Source organism: Streptomyces sp. NPDC019890, assembly GCF_044903445.1.
Lineage (GTDB): Bacteria > Actinomycetota > Actinomycetes > Streptomycetales > Streptomycetaceae > Streptomyces.
Genome location: NZ_JBJDQK010000003.1, coordinates 113,851 through 130,252 on the forward strand (window position 1 = coordinate 113,851; position 16,402 = coordinate 130,252).

Annotated in this window: 14 protein-coding genes and 5 tRNA genes; 8 read left to right on the plus strand and 11 right to left on the minus strand. The window is 69.2% G+C overall.

Annotated elements, in window-relative coordinates:
* Nucleotides 1-171: 171 nt before the first annotated feature.
* The 11 genes from ACI2LP_RS08930 to ACI2LP_RS08980 form a co-directional block, all read right to left on the minus strand.
* Complete coding sequence (locus tag ACI2LP_RS08930) at nucleotides 172-1,140, minus strand: anti-sigma factor RsbA family regulatory protein (RefSeq protein WP_404723850.1); 969 nt, start codon at nucleotides 1,138-1,140, stop codon at nucleotides 172-174.
* Complete coding sequence (locus ACI2LP_RS08935) at nucleotides 1,130-1,483, minus strand: STAS domain-containing protein (RefSeq protein ID WP_404723851.1); 354 nt, start codon at nucleotides 1,481-1,483, stop codon at nucleotides 1,130-1,132. Before ACI2LP_RS08935 ends, ACI2LP_RS08930 begins: the two co-directional genes overlap by 11 nt.
* An 89-nt stretch (nucleotides 1,484-1,572) precedes the next feature.
* Nucleotides 1,573-1,645 (minus strand) — tRNA-Glu (locus tag ACI2LP_RS08940).
* Nucleotides 1,646-1,666: 21 nt separating this feature from the next.
* Nucleotides 1,667-1,738, minus strand: a tRNA-Gln gene (locus ACI2LP_RS08945).
* A gap of 16 nt (nucleotides 1,739-1,754) precedes the next feature.
* Nucleotides 1,755-1,827 (minus strand) — tRNA-Glu (locus ACI2LP_RS08950).
* 61 nt (nucleotides 1,828-1,888) lie between these two features.
* Nucleotides 1,889-1,961: transfer RNA gene (locus tag ACI2LP_RS08955), tRNA-Glu, on the minus strand.
* A gap of 24 nt (nucleotides 1,962-1,985) precedes the next feature.
* Nucleotides 1,986-2,057, minus strand: a tRNA-Gln gene (locus tag ACI2LP_RS08960).
* An 87-nt stretch (nucleotides 2,058-2,144) separates the two neighbouring features.
* On the minus strand, nucleotides 2,145-2,864 hold the full coding sequence (locus tag ACI2LP_RS08965; protein ID WP_404723852.1) for an HAD family hydrolase: 720 nt from the start codon (nucleotides 2,862-2,864) through the stop codon (nucleotides 2,145-2,147).
* A gap of 72 nt (nucleotides 2,865-2,936) precedes the next feature.
* Nucleotides 2,937-4,412, minus strand: a complete 1,476-nt coding sequence (gene gltX, locus ACI2LP_RS08970; RefSeq protein ID WP_404723853.1) for a glutamate--tRNA ligase — start codon at nucleotides 4,410-4,412, stop codon at nucleotides 2,937-2,939.
* A complete protein-coding gene (locus ACI2LP_RS08975) occupies nucleotides 4,405-5,181 on the minus strand; it encodes a fumarylacetoacetate hydrolase family protein (RefSeq protein ID WP_404723854.1) in 777 nt (258 codons plus the stop codon). The genes gltX and ACI2LP_RS08975 overlap by 8 nt, the downstream gene beginning before the upstream one ends.
* 86 nt (nucleotides 5,182-5,267) lie before the next feature.
* Entirely contained in the window at nucleotides 5,268-5,438 is a 171-nt protein-coding gene (locus ACI2LP_RS08980) for a hypothetical protein (protein ID WP_404723855.1), read from the minus strand.
* 580 nt (nucleotides 5,439-6,018) lie between these two features.
* Between ACI2LP_RS08980 and ACI2LP_RS08985 the strand changes: the two genes are divergently transcribed.
* The 8 genes from ACI2LP_RS08985 (at nucleotide 6,019) to ACI2LP_RS09020 (ending at nucleotide 16,318) form a co-directional block, all read left to right on the plus strand.
* Nucleotides 6,019-9,582, plus strand: coding sequence for a nitrate- and nitrite sensing domain-containing protein (locus ACI2LP_RS08985; protein ID WP_404723856.1), 3,564 nt, complete (start codon nucleotides 6,019-6,021; stop codon nucleotides 9,580-9,582).
* Nucleotides 9,583-9,591: 9 nt separating this feature from the next.
* A complete protein-coding gene (locus ACI2LP_RS08990) occupies nucleotides 9,592-10,005 on the plus strand; it encodes a roadblock/LC7 domain-containing protein (protein ID WP_030496942.1) in 414 nt (137 codons plus the stop codon).
* A gap of 127 nt (nucleotides 10,006-10,132) precedes the next feature.
* Complete coding sequence (locus ACI2LP_RS08995; RefSeq protein WP_327326297.1) at nucleotides 10,133-10,540, plus strand: DUF742 domain-containing protein; 408 nt, start codon at nucleotides 10,133-10,135, stop codon at nucleotides 10,538-10,540.
* Nucleotides 10,521-11,102 (plus strand): GTP-binding protein, encoded by a 582-nt coding sequence (locus ACI2LP_RS09000; protein WP_404723857.1) that lies wholly within the window; start codon nucleotides 10,521-10,523, stop codon nucleotides 11,100-11,102. The genes ACI2LP_RS08995 and ACI2LP_RS09000 overlap by 20 nt, the downstream gene beginning before the upstream one ends.
* Nucleotides 11,103-11,438: 336 nt before the next feature.
* Entirely contained in the window at nucleotides 11,439-14,678 is a 3,240-nt protein-coding gene (locus tag ACI2LP_RS09005) for a nitrate- and nitrite sensing domain-containing protein (protein WP_404723858.1), read from the plus strand.
* Between the two features lie 10 nt (nucleotides 14,679-14,688).
* Complete coding sequence (locus ACI2LP_RS09010) at nucleotides 14,689-15,102, plus strand: roadblock/LC7 domain-containing protein (protein WP_005311461.1); 414 nt, start codon at nucleotides 14,689-14,691, stop codon at nucleotides 15,100-15,102.
* 96 nt (nucleotides 15,103-15,198) lie between these two features.
* The gene (locus tag ACI2LP_RS09015; protein ID WP_404723859.1) at nucleotides 15,199-15,756 is read left to right on the plus strand and encodes a DUF742 domain-containing protein; all 558 of its coding nucleotides are present in this window, start codon (nucleotides 15,199-15,201) and stop codon (nucleotides 15,754-15,756) included.
* Nucleotides 15,737-16,318, plus strand: a complete 582-nt coding sequence (locus ACI2LP_RS09020) for an ATP/GTP-binding protein (RefSeq protein WP_050791473.1) — start codon at nucleotides 15,737-15,739, stop codon at nucleotides 16,316-16,318. Before ACI2LP_RS09015 ends, ACI2LP_RS09020 begins: the two co-directional genes overlap by 20 nt.
* Nucleotides 16,319-16,402: the final 84 nt, after the last annotated feature.

The window sequence follows — 16,402 nt, forward strand, 5'->3', positions numbered from 1 at the left end:
CCGCCGGCCGGCGGGAAAATCCAGCCCGTCCGGCGATTGAGGACACGCCCGAAGGGCGTCCGGGGTCTGCGGCGAAGCCCCAGTTACGGGGTGGGGGTACCTCCCACGGCCGCCAGGCCGTAGGGGGAGGGCGGGGAGGGGGCAAAGCCCGCCGCAGGCGTCCCACCGTGCTCACGGCCAGTCGCGCACCCGCGCCCCCGCGCACCGCAGCCGTAACCGCAAACCCCCCTCGCCCTCCCCCCTGATCTCCACCGATTCGCACAGGCTCCGCACCAGCCACAGCCCGTCATGCGGGTCCGCCAGCCGCCCCGGTGGTGCGAAACCCGCGAAGCGTCCCGGCAGGGCCGCCTGGAGCCCCCGGCCCAGCACGTCCCACACAAGCGCCCCCGGCTCCTCCCAGCTCCGCACCTTCACATCCGCCGCGCCCTGCGCCAGCAGCCAGGTCAGCGCCTCGTTGGCCAGCGTCTCGGCCTGTGCGACCCGCTCGTCCGCCAGGCCCGCCGCCTCGGCCCGCAGCCGCGCGAAGCGCCGTACCGCCGCCGGCGACGCCGGGGGTTCCAGGAGCGCCGCACCCGACGGCGGCGGTGGCAGCGGAGTCTCCCCGGCCGCCGCATAGGACTCCGGGTCCGTGTACGTCCCGCACGGCAGCACCAGGTCCCCCACCACGTGCCGGGGATGCGTGGCCCAGGCCGCGTCCACGACATGGTCGGGCACGGCCCTGGTGTCGTACAGGCAGATCAGCCGCGCGTCCATGTGCGCGAGCAGCACATTGAACCCGGACTCCATCCGCTTCAACTCGGAGATCTGGCGGGCGCACTTCCCCGCCCAGACCGGCTCGGCGATCATCCGTACCGGGCGCCCGGGAGCGCTGCAGTCCTCCCAGTACCGCAGAAACGCGGCGACGCGGTCCACCGGACGCCGGCCGAAGTGCGCGGTGTCCGCGGTGTCGAGGGCGTGTGCCCGTGCCCCGAGCGCGTCCCGCAGCAGCTGGATGTTGGCGGGCGTCGTCGCGGCCAGCACCGACTCTCCCGCAGCAAGTCCCTCCTCGGCGAAGGGCACGGCCGTCGCCAGGAATTCCTCTTCGTCTCCGTACAGACAGGCATAGTGCGCAAATCCCTGGCAGACCGGGTCAGTTGACACTACGGTCCCCCAGCAGCAGACCGGGTGTCTCGTCCCAGCCGACGAGGGCGATCACGTTGCGCAGATGCGGGGCGAGCCCCGTCAACTCCACGTGGTGGCCCGGGTTTCGCGTACCGGCGAAGCCGATCAGCATCCGCAGTCCGCCGAGGTCGAGGAACTCCAGCCCCGAGAGCTCCAGTTGGAGATCGCCGTCGACCGACCGGATCACTTCGAGCGCGCCGCTCAGATGGCGGTGCGCGTGGACGTCCACCACGCCCTCGATCCTCAGCCCCGGCGGTCGGCGGATGCGTGTGATGCGTAACTCCGCGGTCCGTACGAGAGGTTCCGCGCCGACAGCATCCATGCGCGGAGTATCCGCCGCCGCGGGCACGGGAGGAAGCGCGCAGACGCGAAGAAGCCCTCCGCGATGTCGCGGAGGGCTTCTTCGATGCGTACCCCCGACCGGATTCGAACCGGCGCTACCGCCTTGAGAGGGCGGCGTGCTAGGCCGCTACACAACGGGGGCCTTGCGGATGAGCTCCGCGAGCTGGCCTACCAGGACTCGAACCTAGAATGACGGTACCAGAAACCGTAGTGTTGCCAATTACACCATAGGCCATGGTGGTTTAGACCAGTACCCCCGACCGGATTCGAACCGGCGCTACCGCCTTGAGAGGGCGGCGTGCTAGGCCGCTACACAACGGGGGCCCTAGCGATCCTGCATCGATGTCATCGGGTGCGACCCTGATGATCTCGCGGGAAGGATCAGTACCCCCGACCGGATTCGAACCGGCGCTACTGCCTTGAGAGGGCAGCGTGCTAGGCCGCTACACAACGGGGGCTTTGCAGAAGATCAATTCTGCGAGCTGGGCTACCAGGACTCGAACCTAGACTAACTGAACCAGAATCAGTCGTGCTGCCAATTACACCATAGCCCACCAAAACTCAACCCCCCGGAGGGGGTTTGTTTGGTTTGCGCTTCCCGGCCGGACCTCTCGGCCCTCTCGAGCGGCGCAGGAAGAACATTACCTGAAGGTGTCCGGCGCTCCAAAACGGGATTCGCCGCGCAGCAGGCCAGGGAGCTGGTCGAGACCGGTGATCCGAATGAGCTCGGGACGCCCGCCGAGACCGGTGCGGTCCAGCCAGATTCCGGCCAGGCCCGCATCCACGGCTCCGCGGGCGTCGATGTCCGGCTGATCACCCACGTACGCCACCTCCTCGGGCGGCAGTCCGAGTGCCTCGCAGGCGGCGTGGAAGGCCGCCGCCTCGGGCTTGGAAACACCCAGCTCGGCTGCGCACAGGACGGCCTCGAACCGGTCGCGCACGCCGAGGATGCGCAGCTTCCGCTCCTGGTTGTGGAGGGAGGAGTTGGAGAGAACCGCGTGGCGGTAGTCGGCGGCGAGCAGGTCCAGGGCGGGGACGGCGTCGGGGAAGAGCGACCAGGCGGCCTCGTAGTGGACGATGTACCGGTCGAACCAGGCATCGGCGTCGTCGTCGCTCAGCTGACGCTCGACGAAGGACCGCACTCGGTCGCGGCGCTGCCCCGGCCAGTCGGTCTCGCCGGCGGAGAAGCGCGCCCAGTGCTGATCGGTGATCTTGCGCCAATGCCCGAGGGCCTGGTCGACGGAGGCATATCCGTCGACCAGGCCCTCGACCTCAAGGTGCTGCTGCATACCGGCGCGGTCGGCGCGGGCGTAGTCGAAGATCGTGTCGTCGATGTCCCACAGGACCGCGCGGATGCCCATGATCCGACGGTACCCGGAGCGCCGCCGCCCGGCCGGGGGTTGCCCCCGACGGCGCCCCCGGTCGGAAGGGTCCTACGCCGCCAGCTTCGCCAGTGCCGCGTCGATCCGCGACAGCGTCCTCTCCTTGCCCAGGATCTCCAGTGACTCGAAGAGCGGCAGACCCACCGTGCGGCCGGTGACCGCCACGCGGACCGGGGCCTGCGCCTTGCCCAGCTTCAGGCCGTGCTCCTCGCCCGCCGCCAGGACCGCGTTCTTGAGCGACTCCGCGCTGGACCAGTCAGCCGACTCCAGCTTCTCGCGGGCCGTGCGCAGCAGCGCGTCCGAGCCCTCCTTCATTGCCTTCGCCCAGGACGCCTCGTCCTCGACCGGGGCGTCCAGGAAGAGGAAGTCGACGTTGGCTGTGATGTCCGAGAGGACGGTCAGCCGGGTCTGGGCGTACGGGGCGATCGCCTGCCAGGCGGCCTCGTCGAACTGCTCCGGGGCCCAGTTGGCGTGCGGGGCCTGCAGCCAGGGGCGGCACGCCTCGGTGAAGGCCTTCACATCCAGTCGGCGGATGTGGTCGGCATTGATCGCCTCGGCCTTCTTGAGGTCGAAGCGGGCCGGGTTGGCGTTGACGTCCGCGATGTCGAACTTCTCGACCAGCTCGGCGACCGAGAAGATGTCCTGGTCGGCGGAGAAGGACCAGCCGAGCAGCGACAGGTAGTTCAGCAGCCCCTCGGGAAGGAAGCCCCGCTCGCGGTACAGGTTCAGGGACGCCTGCGGGTCACGCTTGGAGAGCTTCTTGTTGCCCTCGCCCATGACGTACGGCAGATGACCGAACTGAGGGATCTCCTTGGCGACGCCCAGCTCGATCAGCGCCTTGTAGAGCGCGATCTGGCGCGGCGTGGAGGACAGCAGGTCCTCTCCGCGCAGCACGTGCGTGATCTCCATCAGCGCGTCGTCGACCGGGTTGACGAGCGTGTACAGCGGTGCGCCGTTGGCGCGCACGATGCCGTAGTCCGGGACGTTGTCCGGGGTGAAGGTCAGCTCGCCGCGGACCAGGTCGTTGAAGGTGATCGGCTCGTCGGGCATCTTGAAGCGGACGATGGCCGGGCGGCCCTCCTCCTTGTAGCGCGCGATGCGCCCGGCGGAGAGGTTGCGGCACGTGCCGTCGTAGCCCGAGGGCTTGCCGGCCAGGCGGGCGGCGTCGCGGCGGGCCTCCAGCTCGACGGCGGTGCAGAAGCACTCGTACGCATACCCGCCGGCCATCAGCTTCTCGGCGACGTCCTTGTAGATGTCCATCCGCTGCGACTGGCGGTAGGGGGCGTGCGGTCCGCCGACTTCGGGGCCCTCGTCCCAGTCCAGGCCGAGCCAGCGCATCGAGTCGAGCAGCTGGTTGTACGACTCCTCGGAGTCGCGCGCCGCGTCGGTGTCCTCGATACGGAAGACCATGGTGCCGCCGTTGTGCCGGGCGAAGGCCCAGTTGAACAGGGCGGTGCGGACCAGACCCACGTGCGGGTTGCCGGTCGGCGAGGGACAGAAACGTACGCGGACGGATCCGTTAGTCACGCTTGATCACCTTGTTGGTGAGAGTGCCGATGCCTTGAATGGTGACGGCGACCTCGTCGCCGACGTTGAGGGGGCCGACCCCGGCCGGGGTGCCGGTCAGGACGACGTCGCCCGGGAGCAGCGTCATGGCCTCGGTGATGTTGACGATCAGATCCTCGATGGAGTGGATCATCTGGCTCGTGCGGCCGAGCTGGCGTTGTTCACCGTTGACCGTGCACTGGATGGTCAGGTCGCTCGGGTCGAGGTCGGTCTCCACCCAGGGGCCGAGCGGGCAGGAGCTGTCGAAGCCCTTGGCCCTGGCCCACTGCTTCTCGCGCCTCTGGACATCCCGCGCGGTGACGTCGTTTGCGCAGGTGTAGCCGAGGATGACGTCCTTGACCCGCTCGCGCGGGACCTCGCGGCACATCCGGCCGATGACCACGGCCAGTTCGGCCTCGTGGTGCAGTTCGTTCGAGAAGGAGGGGTACGCGATGGGGTCACCGGGACCGATCACCGAGGTGGACGGCTTGAAGAAGGCGAACGGCGCGTCGGGGACCTCGTTGCCGAGTTCCGCCGCGTGTTCCGCGTAGTTGCGGCCGAAGGCCACGACCTTGTTGGGAAGCACGGGCGGCAGCAGCCGGACCTTGCTCAGCGGGACCTTCGTACCGGAGAGCTCGAAGTCCGCGAACGGGATGCCCTTGATGATGTCGAGGACGAGCTCGTCGGGGCTGCCGCCCTCGACCGCGCCGAAGGCGACATTGCCGTCGATGGAGAACCTGGCGATGCGCACGGGATGCGGGTGCCCCTCTGCTACTGATTGCGCTGGCTGGAGTCTGACGCTCCAGGCTAACGCGGTGGGCGCACCCGCCTCGCGCATTACTGCGCGGGAGCGTCCACGAGGATCGTGCGGCGGGGGTTGGCCGTCTGGGTGGGAAGATCGAGCGTGTGCTCCTGCTGCTCCGGCGTCTGCAGTTCGTCGGCGTCCGCGAGGTGCGCGAGCGTGGTGCGCCGGGGGTTGGCTATGTTGCGGAACATCATCGTCGTCATCTGTGGTTTCAGACCTTGTCGGGCTACGGGCGCTGCGGCCAGCGCGGTTGACGGATTTCCCATCACTGTAAAGCGACAGGCTAAACATCAAATTCCCCGGGGAAGCCTGAGTGAGACGCCGATCTACGTGTGAGTTTGCTCACGACTTGATGGTCAATACGGTCATTTCCGACAGTCAACCATCCCTCCGGAAACGGACATTGCACTACGGAAGGCAATATTCCGCTCCTGATCATGGCGACTGGGACACCCGCGACACCTAAGTAACTCGTAAGGAAAAGTCCGTTTCCTCCGCGAACGGTTTCTACGTCTTGTGACGCAATGCTCACACCGTGTCATCCAGGTCACAGCCCGGTACACGGCTCTTGTTGGAGATCCTGCACTGTGCTGGAATTCCACGCACCGCCGCGGTTTCAGTCCGGCGCGCAATGGGCGCAACGCAGCGCCGGGTGGCGGCGGGGAAGGGGGGAGCAGCGCCGGTCACTCACGACCACCACTGGGGCGCGTTCTTCGCCCCACGACGCCGACACCGTCCCGCTGTGCAAGCGGAGGGACGCCTGGTCCAGAGGTTGCGACGCTAGTGCAGGGACGTTTCAAGAGGGATGGCAGCGCTGCGGCGGAACAGGAGCCGCGCGGCGGGACCGACCGCGGCTCCTCGCCCCAGCACACCCACAACCAGGGGCCGACGACGCCCGGCGACAGCGGCGAGCGTGCCGCGCGCCCCGGCGCGGCGGCACCCGGTGGCGACGGGCCCGGCGCCCCGCCGAAGTCGAAGGGATCCACGGACCCCGGGTCGCGAATAGCGTTGCGCAACTGGCGCATCAGCACGCGTCTGGTCTCCCTGCTGACCCTGCCCGTCGTCGCGGCGACCACGTTGGGCGGACTCCGCATCAACGACTCCATGGACGACATGCGGCAGCTGGATCACATGCAGCTGCTCACCAAGATGACCAAGCAGGCGACCGAGCTGGCGCAGGCGCTCCAGGCGGAGCGCGACCTGTCTGCCGGTCCGCTGTCCAACGGTTCCAAGCCCGAGACGGACTTCAAGGTCACCGGTCCCCGGGCGGCCACCGACCGGGCCAGGAAGGCCTTCCTCGAGGCCACCCGTGACATCCCCAACTCGGACAACGACGAGGCGCTGGAGTCCATCCGCGCCAACGCGAACCAGATCGCCGTCCAGGTCAACAGGCTCAGCACCATCCGCAAGTCTGCGTACGCCCAGGACGTCGGAAACTCCCTGACGGTGGAGGGCTACCACCGGCTGATCGAGTCCCTGCTGAGCCTCTCGCAGGACATGGCGCAGGCGACCAGCAACCCGGAGATGATCAAGCGGACGCGTGCGCTGGCCGCGTTCTCCTCCGCGAAGGAGTACGCCTCCGTACAGCGCGCGATCATCGCCGCCGCGCTGCCGGGCGGCGGCGATGAGACAGGCCCCGGCCTGAGCGAGAACGACCGGCTGTACGGCAAGGCCGCCCGCGACAACGGCGAGACCGAGCTCACGGCCTTCAAGTCGATCTACGAGTCCACGGGTGGCTCGGCCGACGAGCTGACCGCCCCGCTCGACAGCGGAAACCCGACCATCACGGCGGCCGAGGAATACGCCAAGCGCTCGCTGGACAACAAGAACGGGCTTGCCTCTCAGGACAAGCGCTCGCACCTCGACTGGACCGACGACTACTCGGTCCGCATCAACGCCATGAAGACCATCGAGGCCACCCTGCTCGGCCAGATGGAGGGCAAGGCCCGTGAACTGCGCGACCAGTCGCAGCGTGACGCGATCATCAACGGTGCGCTGATCCTGGTCGTCCTCGGCGTCTCGCTCGTCGGCGCCTTCGTCGTGGCCCGCTCCATGATCCGCTCGCTGCGCCGGCTGCAGGACACCGCGACCAGGGTCGCCCAGGACCGTCTGCCCGAGCTGGTCAAGCAGCTCTCCGAGTCCGACCCGCAGGACGTCGACACCTCCGTCGAGTCGGTCGGTGTGCACTCCAAGGACGAGATCGGCCAGGTGGCCGCGGCCTTCGACGACGTGCACCGCGAGGCGGTCCGTCTCGCCGCCGAGCAGGCTCTGCTGCGAGGCAACGTCAACGCGATGTTCACCAACCTCTCGCGCCGCAGCCAGGGCCTCATCCAGCGTCAGCTCTCGCTCATCTCCGAGCTGGAGTCCCGCGAGGCCGACCCGGACCAGCTGTCCTCCCTCTTCAAGCTGGACCACCTCGCGACCCGTATGCGCCGGAACGGCGAGAACCTTCTCGTCCTCGCGGGCGAGGAGCCGGGCCGCCGGTGGACCCGCCCTGTTCCGCTGGTCGACGTGCTCCGTGCCGCCGCCTCCGAGGTGGAGCAGTACGAGCGCATCGAACTGGCCGCGGTCCCCACGACCGAGGTCGCCGGCCGCGTCGTCAACGACCTTGTGCACCTCCTCGCAGAGCTGCTGGAGAACGCCACGTCGTTCTCCTCGCCACAGACCAAGGTCCGTGTCACCGGTCACGCGCTGCCCGACGGCCGCGTCCTGGTCGAGATCCACGACACCGGCATCGGCCTCTCCCCCGAGGACCTCGCCGCGATCAACGAGCGGCTGGCGTCGCCGCCCACCGTGGACGTCTCGGTCTCGCGCCGCATGGGTCTGTTCGTGGTCGGCCGTCTGTCCCTGCGACACGGCATCCGCATCCAGCTGCGCCCCTCCGACTCCGGCGGTACGACCGCGCTGGTCATGCTCCCCGTCGATGTCGCCCACGGCGGCAAGAAGCCGTCGGCCGGCATGCCCGGTGCGGGCGGCCAGGGCGCCGTGCCCCCGGGGCAGGGCGGTCCCGCGGGACTCGGCGGCGGTCGTCCGAACGGCGGCCCCGGCGGGTCCGGCGGCGGCAGCCGTCCCGGTCTCGGCGGCGGGTCCGGTGCCGGTCTCGGCGGTGCTCCCTCCCCCATGGCCTCCGGCATGGGAGGTACCCCCGGCGGGCGGCTCGGCGCAGGTGCGCCACGCGGCCAGGTCGGCGCGGGCTCCGGTGCGCGTGCCGCCCTTCCGGGCCGGGACGGGGCTCCGCGCCACGCCGGCCAGGGTCAGGGCGGCGGTCTGGCCGGTGCCTTCGGCTCGGCCGGCGGCCGCGGCGCGCAGAACGCTCCTGCCCGCAACGAGGCACAGCAGAGCGGCTTCCCGGGCGCCCCGGGCGACCGCGGCCGCCAGCTGCCGCCCTCCGGTGGCCCGCGCGCCGAGCTGCCCGGTGGCAACCCGCGCCGCGAGGAGCCGCAGCGCCCCCAGCGTCCGCAGAGCACCAGCTGGGGCAATGAGCAGGCGGCCGCCCCGCAGCGGCCGGCCGCGGACGCGCCGCGCGGCCACGAGGACAGCGACAGCATGCGCAGTCCCGGTTCGACGGAGGAGTTCGCACGGCCGGACTTCAACGGACCGCAGCCCCGCGCGGGCTCCGGCTCGCGTCCGGGTGCCACCGGCCAGTTCGTGCGCCCCGATGTGTACGGCTCCCCGGGCTCCTCGTCGGGCAGCCAGTTCGCCCGCCCGGCAGCGCCCTCCCAGGACCCGGCGTCCACGGCGCAGTTCGCACGGCCGGACTACAACACCCCCCAGCCGCCGGCCCCGCGCCGTCCCGCGAACGCGCTGCCGCCGCAGCCGCAGCCGGAGGCACTGCCTCCGGCCGGACCCGGCGACGGCCGTACACCTTTGTATGACACGCTGGAGACGAACTGGTTCCACGGTGGGCAGAACGGGCAGCCGGCACAGCAGCCGCCTTCCCAGCCGCCCGCCGTCCCGCAGCAGTCGTCGGACCGTCCGGTTCCGCCGATGCCGCAGCGCTCCCCCGCGCAGACCCCGGCGACCCCGGGCAATGCGTCCAACGCGAACGGTGCCGCTTGGCGCACTTCGCCCAACGACGAGTTGGTACGTCAGGCCGAGCGGGTCAGAAAGCCCGCGGCCGGCGGCGTCACCACCTCCGGTCTGCCCCGCCGGGTCCCGCGCGCCAACCTTGTGCCGGGCACTGCGCAGGAGCAGAACCACCAGTCAGGTCCGCAGGTCTCGCGTGCGCCGGATGACGTGCGCGGCCGGCTGACCAATCTCCGTCGGGGCATTCAGCAGGGCCGTCAGCAAAACGGCTCGACGACGGGCAGCTTCAACCTCGGCCCCACTCACCAGCAGGAGCGTTAGTTGAGCCCGATGAGCCAGGCGGCGCAGAATCTGAACTGGTTGATCACCAACTTTGTGGACAACACCCCTGGGGTGTCCCACACAGTGGTGGTCTCCGCCGACGGTCTTCTGCTGGCAATGTCCGAAGGATTCCCCCGCGACCGCGCCGACCAGCTGGCCGCCGTGGCGTCCGGGCTGACCTCGCTGACAGCGGGGGCCTCCCGGATCTTCGAAGGCGGTCCGGTCGCCCAGACCGTGGTCGAGATGGAGCGCGGTTTTCTGTTCTTGATGTCCGTCTCCGACGGCTCATCGCTGGCAGTGCTCGCACACCCCGAGTGCGACATCGGCCTGGTGGGCTACGAGATGGCACTCCTGGTGGACCGCGCGGGCAGTGTCCTCACGCCGGACCTGCGCGCCGAGCTCCAGGGAAGCCTGTTGCACTGATAGCGCCTTCCCCACGGGGGCGCACCAGTTACCCGCCACCGCACAGTAACCGTCAGGTCGCCGAACGGCCCCCCACCGGCCCACTCAGACGGCACGCAGACCACTTGCTGTCACGCCCGGAGGATTCATGACCCCGCCACCCGCCTCTCACGATCCGTACGGCGCCTCAGTCGACGCGTCGTACGGATTCGAGGGCGACCAGCCGCTGGTCCGTCCGTACGCCATGACCGGCGGCCGGACCCGGCCGCGCTACCAGCTCGCCATCGAAGCGCTGGTCAGCACCACGGCCGACCCGGCGCACCTCGGGACACTGCTCCCCGAGCACCAGCGGATCTGCCACCTGTGCCGTGAGGTCAAGTCCGTGGCCGAGGTGTCGGCGCTGCTGTCGATGCCGCTCGGGGTCGCCCGGATTCTGGTGGCCGACCTGGCGGAGGCGGGCATGGTGGCGATCCATCAGCCGGGCAACGGAGAGGCCGGCGGCACGCCGGATGTGACACTGCTCGAAAGGGTGCTCAGTGGACTTCGCAAGCTCTAGCGGGAGCGGGGCCCGGTCGACCACCAGCGCGAAGATCGTGGTGGCGGGCGGCTTCGGCGTGGGCAAGACCACGTTCGTCGGCGCCGTCTCGGAGATCAACCCGCTGCGTACCGAGGCCGTGATGACGTCTGCGTCCGCGGGCATCGACGACCTGACCCACACCGGAGACAAGACCACCACGACGGTGGCCATGGACTTCGGCCGTATCACCCTGGACCAGGACCTGATCCTGTACCTGTTCGGTACGCCCGGACAGGACCGGTTCTGGTTCATGTGGGACGACCTGGTCCGCGGCGCCATCGGCGCGGTCGTCCTCGTCGACACCCGGCGCCTCGCCGACTGCTTCCCGGCGGTCGACTACTTCGAGAACAGCGGCCTGCCGTTCGTCATCGCCCTCAACGGCTTCGACGGGCACCAGCCCTACAACCCCGAGGAAGTGCGCGAGGCGCTGCAGATCGGACCGGACGCTCCGATCATCACGACGGACGCGCGTCACCGTGCGGACGCGAAGAGTGCCCTGATCACGCTGGTCGAGCACGCCCTGATGGCACGGCTCAAGTAGACGCGGAGATACCGCAGTTGTCGTACTTATGCGCGGGCGGGCCGTGTCCTTTGACACGGCCCGCCCGCGTGTTCATAACGTTTCGACAGAGAATTAACGTGGTCCGAACACCCGGTGCATACGGCCGGTGCCGCTGTGCTGATATTTGCCCCGCCATTTGACGGGGCTTGCTCTTTTTGCCCGTTTTATCCATGGCCTTCGCACTCGGAATGGCTGATTCCAACTGTTTGGAAGGGGGCCGCTCGACATGCTGGAATTCGACGAACTCCCGAGTAGTAGAGCTCTGAACGAAACACGGCACAACGTAGGTGCCGACGCCGAGAGGTTGTTGGTCGAGTGAGGCGAAGCATCACGAGCTCCGCAGGGCAGCAGGCGCGGGGCAACTTCACCCCGCCGCCGCGCACAGCGGCGTCGCCTGCGGATGCGCCCGGTCCGTCCCCGGCGGCCGGCAGCACCAGCCGGCTGTCCCCGCGCAACTGGCGGGTGCCCACCCGTCTGAACGCGATCCTCCTCATACCCGTGCTCGTCGGCCTGGTCATGGGCGGCTTCCAGGTGAAGTCCTCCATCGACACCTGGAACGAGGCACAGGACGCGGAGAAGACCGCGCTGATCGTGCGTGCCGCCTCCGAGTACGGTCAGGCGCTGCTCAACGAGCGCGACCTCACCGCGGCGACGCTGCTCACCGCCACCAGCCCGACTGACCGCGAGAACCCCGTCGTCACCAAGGCGTACGCCACCACGGACGACGCGAAGAAGAAGTTCGACCAGGCCGTCCAGGACATGCCCCAGAAGCAGGGCCTGGAGCGCCGTCTGAGCCTCTTCCGCGCCGAGGAACCCACCCTCGCCGAGCTCCGCAAGATCGCGTACACCAAAGCCATCGAGTCCAAGCCCAACGGCGCGGTCGGCACCGAAGAGAGCTACGTCAAGGTCCAGCACTCGCTGATGGAGTTCTCCAACGAGCTCGGCCTCGGCACCGGCAACATCACGAGCTACGGCCGTACGGTGTACGCCATCCAGCTCGCCAAGGCCGCCCAGTCGCTCCAGCGCTCCATTGGTATGCACCTGCTGATCCGCCCGAGCGAGAACGACGCGATCCTCGCCCGGCAGCGCGTGGCCTTCAACTCGTACAACTATCTCGAGCAGATCGCGATCGGCGAGTACGTCTCCGGCGGTACCCAGGCGGACACGGACAACCTCAAGCAGATCATGGCGACCAAGGCCGCCGAGGGCGAGAAGCGGCTGAAGGCCGCCAACCTCGACCCGCCGCGCGGCACCGACAACTCGGTCCTCACCGGCATGGCCGCCAAGATCGGTGAGGGGCTCAACCCCAAGCAGCTGAAGCGGCTCGACGTCACGCCCCAGACCTGGATGGGCGCCTCCACCGCCAAGTTCGACGGCTACACCGAGGCCGAGACCGACCTCGTCGACAAGGCCGTGACCGAGGCCGCCCAGATCTCCGACGACGCCAAGCGCGACGCCATCGTCAACGGCGCCATCGTCGTGGTCGCCCTGCTCGTCGCGTTCATCCTGGCCGGCCTCATGGCCCGCCAGATGAGCCGCTCGATGCGCCAGCTGCGCACCGCCGCCTTCGGCATCGCCGAGCAGCGCCTGCCGATGCTGGTCGACCAGCTCTCGCGTACGGAGCCGGGCCGCGTCGACACCCGCGTGCAGCCGATCCCGATCGACAGCCAGGACGAGATCGGCGAGGTCGCCCGGGCCTTCGACCAGGTCCACCGCGAGGCCGTGCGGCTCGCCGCCGAGCAGGCCATGCTCCGTGGCAACGTCAACGCGATCTTCACCAACCTCTCGCGCCGTAACCAGTCGCTGATCGAGGGCCAGCTGACCCTGATCACCGACCTGGAGAACAACGAGGCCGACCCGGACCAGCTGGAGAACCTCTTCAAGCTGGACCACCTCGCGACCCGTATGCGCCGCAACGGCGAGAACCTTCTGGTCCTCGCCGGCGAGGAGCCGGGCCGCCGCTGGAACCAGCCGGTGCCGCTGGTCGACGTGCTCCGTGCCGCCTCCTCCGAGGTGGAGTCGTACGAGCGCATCGAGCTGACCGGTGTCCCGGAGACGGACATCCACGGCCAGGCCGTGACCGACCTTGTGCATCTGCTCGCCGAGCTGCTGGAGAACGCCACGACGTTCTCCTCGCCGCAGACGAAGGTCCGGGTGACGGCCACCAGGCTGCCCGACGGCCGGGTCATGATCGAGATCCACGACAAGGGCATCGGCCTCACCGCCGAGGACTTCGCCGACATCAACCACAAGCTGGCCAACCCGCCGACGGTGGACGCCGCCGTCTCGCAGCGCATGGGCCTGTTCGTGGTCGGCCGCCTCGCCGACCGGCACGGCGTCCGTGTCCAGCTGCGCCCCTCGGGCGAGCAGGCCGGCACCACCTCGCTGGTCATGCTGCCCGACGCCATCACGCACGGCGGCGGTGGCGAGGCGCTGCCCGAGGACGACTTCACGGTCTCCCAGATCATTCCGGAGCAGCAGTCGTTCGAGCCCGCCCCGGTCCCCGATGCGCCGCCGATGCGCACCGCCGCGGAGCTCGGCTTCGACGACTCGCGCTACGAGGACGCCTCGGAGGGCTCTCCGCAGCTCGACCCGGTGGGCCGTTCGCTGATGCGCGAGGAGCGCCGTGCGGCGCTGGAGGCGCAGGCACACGGCACAGAGCGCCCGCTCTACCGGGACGAGACGGAGTACGCGGCCCAGGAGCAGCAGTACGCGCCTGAGTACGGCCAGGAGTTCCAGGAGCAGGGGTACGCCGGGCAGGACCAGCCGTACGCCGGGCAGGACCAGGGGTACGCGGGTCAGGACCAGCAGCAGGCGTACGACGGCTTGGACGGCTACGGGCAGCCCACTGGTTATCCGGAGCAGCAGGAGGCCCAGGAGCACCAAGCCGGTGCATATGCGGAAGCCAATTACCAGGCTTCGCAGGGGTCCGAGCCGCAGTACGACGGCCAGTACGACACGCAGTCCCACCAGGCAGAGTGGCCGGATCAAGGTACGTACCAGGGTGGCTTCGAGCCGGACTACCGAGCGGAATCGGAATCTTCCCCCGGCGCTCCCACGAACGCCCCCGAGCGCGTAGGCTTCGAACGTCCGGGGCCCGCTCCGAGCAGCAGCCACGAGCTGACCAACTCCGGTCTGCCGCGGCGCGGCAGCAACCAGCAGCCGCAGCAGGCCCAGCAGCAGTGGCAGCAGCCTGCTGAGCAGGCCCAGAAAGCTCCGCAGAGCACTCAGGCCGAGGCAGTCGGCAATGGCGCCGGCTCCGAGGACTGGCGCTCGACCAACGACGAGCGCTGGCAGCGTGCCGAGAAGCTCCGCGAGCCGAAGGCGGGCGGGGTCACCTCGTCGGGCCTTCCGCGGCGGGTGCCCAAGGCCAATCTCGTCGAAGGCACGGCGGAGTCGACGCCGCAGGGCGGCCCCCAGGTCTCCCGCGCCCCTGAGGACGTACGTGGCAGGTTGAGCAACCTGCGTCGCGGCGTCCAGCAGGGACGCAGCGCGGGAACGGACACGAACGGATCGGGCTTCGGCCCGGGCAGTACCTACAACCAGGAGCGTTAGTGTGAGCCCGATGAGCCAGGCGGCGCAGAATCTGAACTGGTTGATCACCAACTTCGTGGACAACACCCCTGGGGTGTCCCACACCGTGGTGGTCTCCGCCGACGGACTCCTGCTGGCGATGTCCGAGGGTTTCCCGAGGGACCGAGCCGATCAGCTGGCGGCGGTTGCCTCCGGGCTGACCTCGCTGACCGCGGGCGCGTCCAGGATTTTCGAAGGCGGCGCGGTCAACCAGACTGTTGTGGAGATGGAGCGCGGCTTCCTCTTCATCATGTCCATCTCTGACGGCTCCTCGCTGGCCGTTCTCGCGCACCCGGAGGCCGACATCGGCCTCGTGGGTTACGAGATGGCTCTGCTGGTGGACCGGGCAGGCAGCGTCCTGACCCCGGACCTCCGTGCAGAGCTCCAGGGCAGTCTTCTCAACTAACAGGCAGACAGTGCGTTTCACGCCACCGCACCATAGGGTGCGGTGGCGCGGCTCCACAGGGACATGGACCGGCGACCGGCAGTCGGAGGAGGAAACGTGGCAACACCCCCGGGCGGACGCCCTTATGACAGTGGTCACCAAACGCCGGGTGATCACTCTCAGAACCGTTTCAACTTTCCCTCCACGCCGAGCAGACAGGGCGCCCAGCAGCCCTACCAGCAGCCGCAATCGCCGTACGGCCCCGGATACGACCAGCCGCCGCGCATTCAGCCGGTGCAGCCGCGTCGGGCGCCGGAGGCCGCTCCCGCGGCGCACAACCCCTTGGTGCGCCCGTACGCCATGACCGGCGGCCGGACCCGGCCGCGCTACCAGCTCGCCATCGAGGCGCTGGTTTCCACCACGGCCGATCCGTCCAGGCTGCAAGGGCAGTTGCCCGAGCACCAGCGGATCTGCCGGCTGTGCATCGAGATCAAGTCGGTCGCGGAGATCTCGGCACTTCTCACCATTCCCCTCGGCGTTGCCCGGATCCTCGTCGCCGACCTGGCGGAGGCCGGACTTGTCGCCATTCACCAGCCAGGCGGCGACGAGTCCGCCGGCGGCCAGCCAGCCGTGACACTGCTCGAAAGGGTGCTCAGTGGACTTCGCAAGCTCTAGCGGCGGTGCAGCCCGCTCAACCACCAGCGCGAAGATCGTGGTGGCGGGCGGCTTCGGCGTGGGCAAGACCACGTTCGTCGGCGCCGTCTCGGAGATCAACCCGCTGCGTACCGAGGCCGTGATGACGTCTGCGTCCGCGGGCATCGACGACCTGACGCACACCGGCGACAAGACCACCACGACGGTGGCCATGGACTTCGGCCGTATCACCCTGGACCAGGACCTGATCCTGTACCTGTTCGGTACGCCCGGACAGGACCGGTTCTGGTTCATGTGGGACGACCTGGTCCGCGGCGCCATCGGCGCGGTCGTCCTCGTCGACACCCGGCGCCTCGCCGACTGCTTCCCGGCGGTCGACTACTTCGAGAACAGCGGCCTGCCGTTCGTCATCGCCCTCAACGGCTTCGACGGGCACCAGCCCTACAACCCCGAGGAAGTGCGCGAGGCACTGCAGATCGGCCCCGACACCCCGATCATCACGACGGACGCGCGTCACCGTGCGGACGCGAAGAGCGCGCTGATCACGCTGGTCGAACACGCCCTGATGGCTCGCCTGCGGTAGCCGGTACCGCGGTCCACGTCCCTGCGGAAGCCCCCGCAACTCCTATGGGAGTTGCGGGGGCTTCCCGCGTGTGCGGTGTAACTG

What these genes read in the sequence shown, in the direction of transcription:
- ACI2LP_RS09010 (WP_005311461.1), top strand. Translation starts at nt 14,689, where the DNA reads ATGAGCCAGGCGGCGCAGAATCTGAACTGGTTGATCACCAACTTCGTG.
- ACI2LP_RS08980 (WP_404723855.1), bottom strand. Translation starts at nt 5,438, where the DNA reads ATGACGACGATGATGTTCCGCAACATAGCCAACCCCCGGCGCACCACG.
- ACI2LP_RS08965 (WP_404723852.1), bottom strand. Translation starts at nt 2,864, where the DNA reads ATGGGCATCCGCGCGGTCCTGTGGGACATCGACGACACGATCTTCGAC.
- ACI2LP_RS08935 (WP_404723851.1), bottom strand. Translation starts at nt 1,483, where the DNA reads ATGGATGCTGTCGGCGCGGAACCTCTCGTACGGACCGCGGAGTTACGC.
- ACI2LP_RS08990 (WP_030496942.1), top strand. Translation starts at nt 9,592, where the DNA reads ATGAGCCAGGCGGCGCAGAATCTGAACTGGTTGATCACCAACTTTGTG.
- ACI2LP_RS08995 (WP_327326297.1), top strand. Translation starts at nt 10,133, where the DNA reads ATGACCCCGCCACCCGCCTCTCACGATCCGTACGGCGCCTCAGTCGAC.